This window comes from Nocardioides sp. J9, assembly GCF_007829375.1.
GTDB lineage: Bacteria > Actinomycetota > Actinomycetes > Propionibacteriales > Nocardioidaceae > Nocardioides.
This window is the reverse complement of sequence record NZ_VLJQ01000132.1, coordinates 1-5412: the sequence shown is the minus strand read 5'-3', so window position 1 is coordinate 5412 and position 5412 is coordinate 1. Positions and strand designations below refer to the sequence as shown.

Sequence of the window (5412 nt, the reverse complement as noted above, 5' to 3'; positions counted from 1 at the left end):
CGATCCTCGAGGGCGAGTCGCTGCTCAACGACGCCACGGCGCTGGTGGCGCTGCGGATGGCGGTCGTCGCGCTCGGCTCCACCGTCACCGCGTGGGAGGTCGTCGAGGACTTCCTCGTCGCCGCCGGCGGAGGTGTCGCGGTGGGGGTCGCGGCCTTCGTCGTCGTCGGCTTCGTGCGCAAGCACGTGACGGACCCGCTGCTCGACACCGCGCTCTCGCTCGTCGTGCCCTTCTCGTCGTACGTCGTGGCGGAGGAGATCCACGCCTCCGGCGTCGTCGCCGTCGTGGTGGCCGGGCTGCTGCTCGGCCACGTCGCGCCGGTCCTGCAGTCCGCACCGTCGCGGATCGCCGAGCGGACGAACTGGCGCACCATCGCGTACGTCCTCGAGAACACCGTCTTCCTGCTGATCGGGCTGCAGGCCGACTGGTTGCTCGCGGAGGTCGGGGACAGCGAGCTCGGCGCCGGGACCGTCCTGCTCACCTGCGCCGCCGCGTTCCTCACCTGCGTCGTCCTGCGGATGGTGTGGGTGTTCGCCTCCAGCACCCTGCTGCTGCGCCGCGGGTCGGACGCGTCCGGCGAGCCGGCCGGCGACGGGGCGGCGCGGTGGCGCAGCTCATTCCTGATCGGGTGGGCCGGGATGCGCGGCGTGGTCACCCTCGCCGCCGCCTTCACCGTCCCGGAGGACACCGAGCACCGCGAGGTGCTGCTCGTCGTGGCCTTCGCCGTCGTCGCGGGCACTCTGCTCGGGCAGGGCACGACGCTGCCCGCCGTCGCCCGCCGGTTGCGGGTCTCCGGCCCCGACCCGCAGGAGGACGCGCTCGCCCGGGCGACCCTGCTGCAGCAGGCGGGCAAGGCCGGGCTGAAGGAGCTCGACCGGCTCACCGCCGAGAACGACGACCCGCTCGGCGTGCGTGAGCTGATCGTGCAGCGCCTGGAGCTGCGCAACTTCGCGGCGTGGGAGCGGCTCGGGACCACCGCCGACGAGGACAGCCCGAGCGACCTCTACGCCCGCTGGCGGATCGCGATGATCGAGGCAGAGCGACGGCGCGTCCTCGAGGTCCGGTCGACCGGGGCGGTGCCCTCCGAGGTGGTCAGCGACGTGCTCGCGATGCTCGACGTGGAGGAGTCCATGCTCGACGCCGCCGTCGCCGAGCGGGCGGAGGTCCGGGCCGCCGCCACCGCACGCCCGGACGTCGACGGCTGCGTGGACCTGGCCGACGCCCCGGACCTCGACCCGCCCGCGGACCCCTTCTGCCAGCGCTGCCGCGACGAGGGCACCCCGTCGGTCGCGCTGAGGATGTGCCTGGCCTGCGGCCACGTCGGCTGCTGCGACTCCTCGCCGGGCCGCCACGCCACCGCGCACTTCCGCGAGACCCGCCACCCCGTGATGCGTTCCGTCGAGCCGGGGGAGGACTGGCGCTGGTGCTACGTCCACCACCAGACTGGCTGACCGCCTGACCGCCTGACCGCCTGACCGGTTGACCGGCTGGACCGGCGTGGCTTGGCTACCGTGGTCGGCATGCGCCTGACCAAGTTCGGCCACGCGGCCGTCCGGATCGAGCACGACGGCACGACCCTGGTCCTCGACCCGGGCACGTGGAGCCAGCGGGAGTCCGTCGACGGCGTCGACGCGGTGCTGATCACCCACGAGCACCCCGACCACTACGACGCGGAGAACCTGCGCGCCACCGACGCCCCGATCTTCACCATCGGTGCCGTCGCGGCCCAGATCCGCGAGTTGGCCCCGGACGTCGCCGAGCGGGTCACCGTGGTCTCGCCCGACGAGTCGTGGACCATCGGGGGCGTCGGGGTGCGGGCGATCGGGGAGCTGCACGCCGTCATCCACCCGGACCTGCCGCGGTTCCACAACAGCGGCTACCTGCTGAGCGTGGGCGAGGAGACGGTGTTCCACCCCGGGGACGCGTTCACGGTGCCCGGGGTGCCGGTCGAGGTGCTCCTCGCGCCGGTGTGCGCACCGTGGATGCGCTCCAGCGAGGGCGTCGACTTCGCTCGTGCCGTCGGGGCGCCGCGCAACGTCGCGATCCACGACCGCGTCTACTCCGCGGAGGGACTCGGCGTGGTCGACATGCAATTCGGGCGACTCCTCGGCGCCCGCGGCCTCGACTACGTGCGGCTGCCGGACGGAGCGGACCTGTAACCGCACCGTCTCACCTCGCCGGGGCGCTGGGGGGCCTCTCAGGATCACCCGGCATGATGGTCCGATGCCGATCGCACGCTCCACCTACGCCGGTGTCGCCACCGGCGCCGTCCTCCTCGCCGGTGCCGTCGGGTTCGGCGTCGGGCTGCCCAAGGTCGTCGAGGACTCGTCGTACTCGGCCGGGGACCTGCCCGCCCTGCCGGACAAGATCGACGACCGCTTCGTCGCGCTGTCGACGGTGACGGCCGAGCAGGCCGGGGCGACCGGCGACCAGGCGAGCCAGTTCGAGACCGTCGCCGAGAACGCGGCCGAGGGCGACGCCAAGGCGTCGAGCAACCTCTCCTCGATCTACGACGCCGCCGTCACCCGGTCCTACATCGACGTCAAGGCCCTCGGCCAGATCGCCCAGACGCAGGCGCGGCCCGCCCAGTTCGCGATCACCGTCGTCCCCGGCGACGCCGGCCTGGTCATGCCCAGCGGCCCGTTCCAGATCGAGCAGCAGGGCACGCACTACGAGCTCAAGGAGGTCGACGGCCGCCGGTGCTCGGTGATCTACTCCGACGCCATCGACCCGACCACCGGCGCACCCACCGGCGAGGAGCCGCCGGCTGCCGGCTACCAGGTCGAGTGCCGCGCCGAGCGGGACGGCCTGACCTACGACATCTACGGCAGCGGCCTCACCCCCGACGAGGTGCTCCACTACCTCGACCTCGTGCTCGAGGGCTGAGCCCCACCACGACGTACGAACGCCCCGGCAGCCGTGCTGCCGGGGCGTTCGCCTTCCCGGGTGGGTCCTCGGAGGGTCAGCTCCAGTAGACGATCACCTTGTCCCCCACGACGACCTGGTCGTAGAGCCACGCGATGCCGTCGCGGTCGCGGATGTTGGCGCAGCCGTGGGAGGCGCCGTTGTAGCCGTTCGCCGCGAAGTCGGGCGAGTAGTGCACCGCCTGGCCGCCGGAGAAGAACATCGCGTACGGCATGGGCGTGTGGTAGATGCTGGACACGTGGTCGCGGCTCTTGCGCTGCACCGTGAACTCGCCCTCGCGGGTCGGGGTCTCGGCGGAGCCGAAGCGCACGTCGAGGCGCAGGCGGACGTCGCCGTCGACGACCCAGCGCAGGGTGCGGCTGCTCTTGTCGACGCACAGCACGCGGCCGGTCGTGCAGCGCGGGTCGAGCGGGCCCGCGGTGTTGCCGCCGTTGCCGGTCGTGGGCTGGTTGGTCAGCTCCGCCTTCGTGGGCTCGCGCGTCATCTCGTGCAGCCGGTCCAGGGTGCGCTGGTCGACCTCGCCGGTCACCGCGAACCCGCGCTTGGCCTGGAAGCCGCGCACCGCCTCGGTGGTGACCGGGCCGTAGTTGTCGGTCACCTCGCCGCTGAACCAGTCGATCTGCTTCAGCCGTGCCTGCAGCTCGCGCACCTCCGGGCCCTTGTCGCCGGGGGAGAGCAGCGCCGGGCCGGCCGGCGGGGGGCCGGGGTCCTCGGTCTCCTCGGCCTCGGGCTCGTCCGCCGGCGACCGGTCGGCCTGGTCGGGCTCGTCTGTCGGGTCCGGCTCGTCCTCGTCGGCGGGCTGGCCCGGCTGCTCCGCCTCGTCCCCGGGGTCGGGCGCGGGCTGGTCGGTGGGGGCCGGGTCGTCACCCCGGTCGCCGCGCGGACCGTCCGGGGTGGCGGGTGACCGTCCGTCCTGCGCGACCGGGTGAGAGGCGTCCTCCCACGGCAGGGAGTCCCCGCGCACGGCCCAGCCGGCGGCGTACGCGCCCATGGCGCAGAGCGCCGCGACCACGGTCAGCAGGGTGATCCGGCGAGCGATGCGAAGCCTGGTGTTCATGCCCTTGTAGACGCCACGACCCACCGGTTGGTTGCGAACGATTTTCCGCCGATAGGCTGCCGAGGTGGCCCGCGCAGAGCTCGACAAGCAGCCCGCCGACGTCCGACGCATGTTCGATGCGGTCGCCCGGCGGTACGACCTGACCAACGACATCCTCTCGTTCGGGCAGGACCGGCGCTGGCGCAAGGAGGTGCTCGACGCCGTCGACCCCGCCTTCGGCGACCGCGTCCTCGACCTCGCCGCCGGCACGGGTACGTCGAGCCAGCCCTTCCGTGACGCTGGCGCGACCGTCATCCCGTGCGACTTCTCCGTCGGGATGCTGCAGGTCGGCAAGAAGCAGCTGCCGCACCTGCCCTTCACCGCCGGGGACGGCGCGAAGCTGCCGTTCCGCGACGACACCTTCGACGCGGTCACCATCTCCTTCGGCCTGCGCAACATCGTCGACCCGGTCGCCGGCCTCGCCGAGATGCGCCGCGTCACCCGCCCCGGCGGCCGCCTGGTCGTCTGCGAGTTCAGCCACCCGACGTGGGCCCCGTGGCGCACCACCTACCTCGAGTACCTCATGAAGGCGCTCCCTGCCGTGGCCCGCGCGGTCTCCTCCTCGCCCGACGCCTATGTCTACCTCGCCGAGTCGATCCGCGCCTGGCCCGACCAGGCCGGCCTCGCCGCCCTGATCAGGGACGCCGGCTGGACCGGTGTCGAGTGGCGCAACCTCTCCGGCGGCATCGTCGCCCTCCACCGCGCCACCGCCTGACCCACCCCGCCGCACGTACTCTCCGGGCGCCACTTTCTCCACAGCCCGCCGGGATAGTCCCGGGTCAAAAGCACCTCGACACGCCGTCGGAGGGTGCTCTTGACCCGGGACTACCGCCATTTCTCCACAGGCGCGAGCGGTAGTCCCTGACGAAAAGCACCGACCGACGGCGTGTCGCGGTGCTTTTCGTCAGGGACTACCGCCGGCCCGTCCACAGCCGTGCTGCCCGGAATTACGCAACCCTCTCGTGCGGTAAATGTGCAGGTCAGGGCGGGATTGTGGCGTGGGTGTGGTCTGGGCCACCCCCGTGTACGACGGCGGACCGGTAGTGGCAGGATGTGTCCCACACCACTAGTGATTCTGTTCACAAGATCACGAGAGGGAGGCTCATGGAGCTCTACACACCGGTCCTGGTGCTGGCCGCTCTTGCAGCGTTGTTCGCGGTCGGCTCCATCGTGATGAGCACGATGGTCGGGCCGCGGCGCTACAACCGCGCGAAGATGGACTCCTACGAGTGCGGCATCGAGCCSACGCCSCAGGCGCTGAGCGGCCGCTTCCCGGTGAAGTACTACATCACGGCGATGCTCTTCATCGTCTTCGACATCGAGATCATCTTCCTCTACCCGTGGGCCATGCAGCTGGACAACATGGCGTGGTTCGGGCTGGTCGAGATGGT

At 72.0% G+C, this 5412-nt stretch carries 6 protein-coding genes; 5 read left to right on the top strand and 1 reads right to left on the bottom strand.

Going from position 1 to position 5412, the window contains the following annotated elements:
- The 3 genes from L615_RS21725 to L615_RS21715 form a co-directional block, all read left to right on the top strand.
- Positions 1-1451, top strand: a 1451-nt coding sequence (locus tag L615_RS21725; RefSeq protein WP_261376807.1) for a cation:proton antiporter, incomplete at its 5' end; no start/stop codon positions are given.
- A 69-nt stretch (positions 1452-1520) separates the two neighbouring features.
- Complete coding sequence (locus tag L615_RS21720) at positions 1521-2159, top strand: MBL fold metallo-hydrolase (protein WP_145726444.1); 639 nt, start codon at positions 1521-1523, stop codon at positions 2157-2159.
- 64 nt (positions 2160-2223) lie between these two features.
- Positions 2224-2886, top strand: coding sequence for a hypothetical protein (locus L615_RS21715; RefSeq protein ID WP_145726443.1), 663 nt, complete (start codon positions 2224-2226; stop codon positions 2884-2886).
- A 76-nt stretch (positions 2887-2962) separates the two neighbouring features.
- Here the strand turns inward: L615_RS21715 and L615_RS21710 are convergent, their stop codons facing one another.
- Positions 2963-3982, bottom strand: a complete 1020-nt coding sequence (locus L615_RS21710) for a L,D-transpeptidase family protein (protein ID WP_222430658.1) — start codon at positions 3980-3982, stop codon at positions 2963-2965.
- A 64-nt stretch (positions 3983-4046) separates the two neighbouring features.
- On the opposite strand from L615_RS21710, the gene L615_RS21705 reads away from it, so the two are divergent.
- Positions 4047-4736, top strand: coding sequence for a demethylmenaquinone methyltransferase (locus L615_RS21705; protein WP_145726442.1), 690 nt, complete (start codon positions 4047-4049; stop codon positions 4734-4736).
- A 389-nt stretch (positions 4737-5125) separates the two neighbouring features.
- A partial coding sequence (locus L615_RS21700; protein WP_028655614.1) for an NADH-quinone oxidoreductase subunit A occupies positions 5126-5412 on the top strand: 287 nt, incomplete at its 3' end.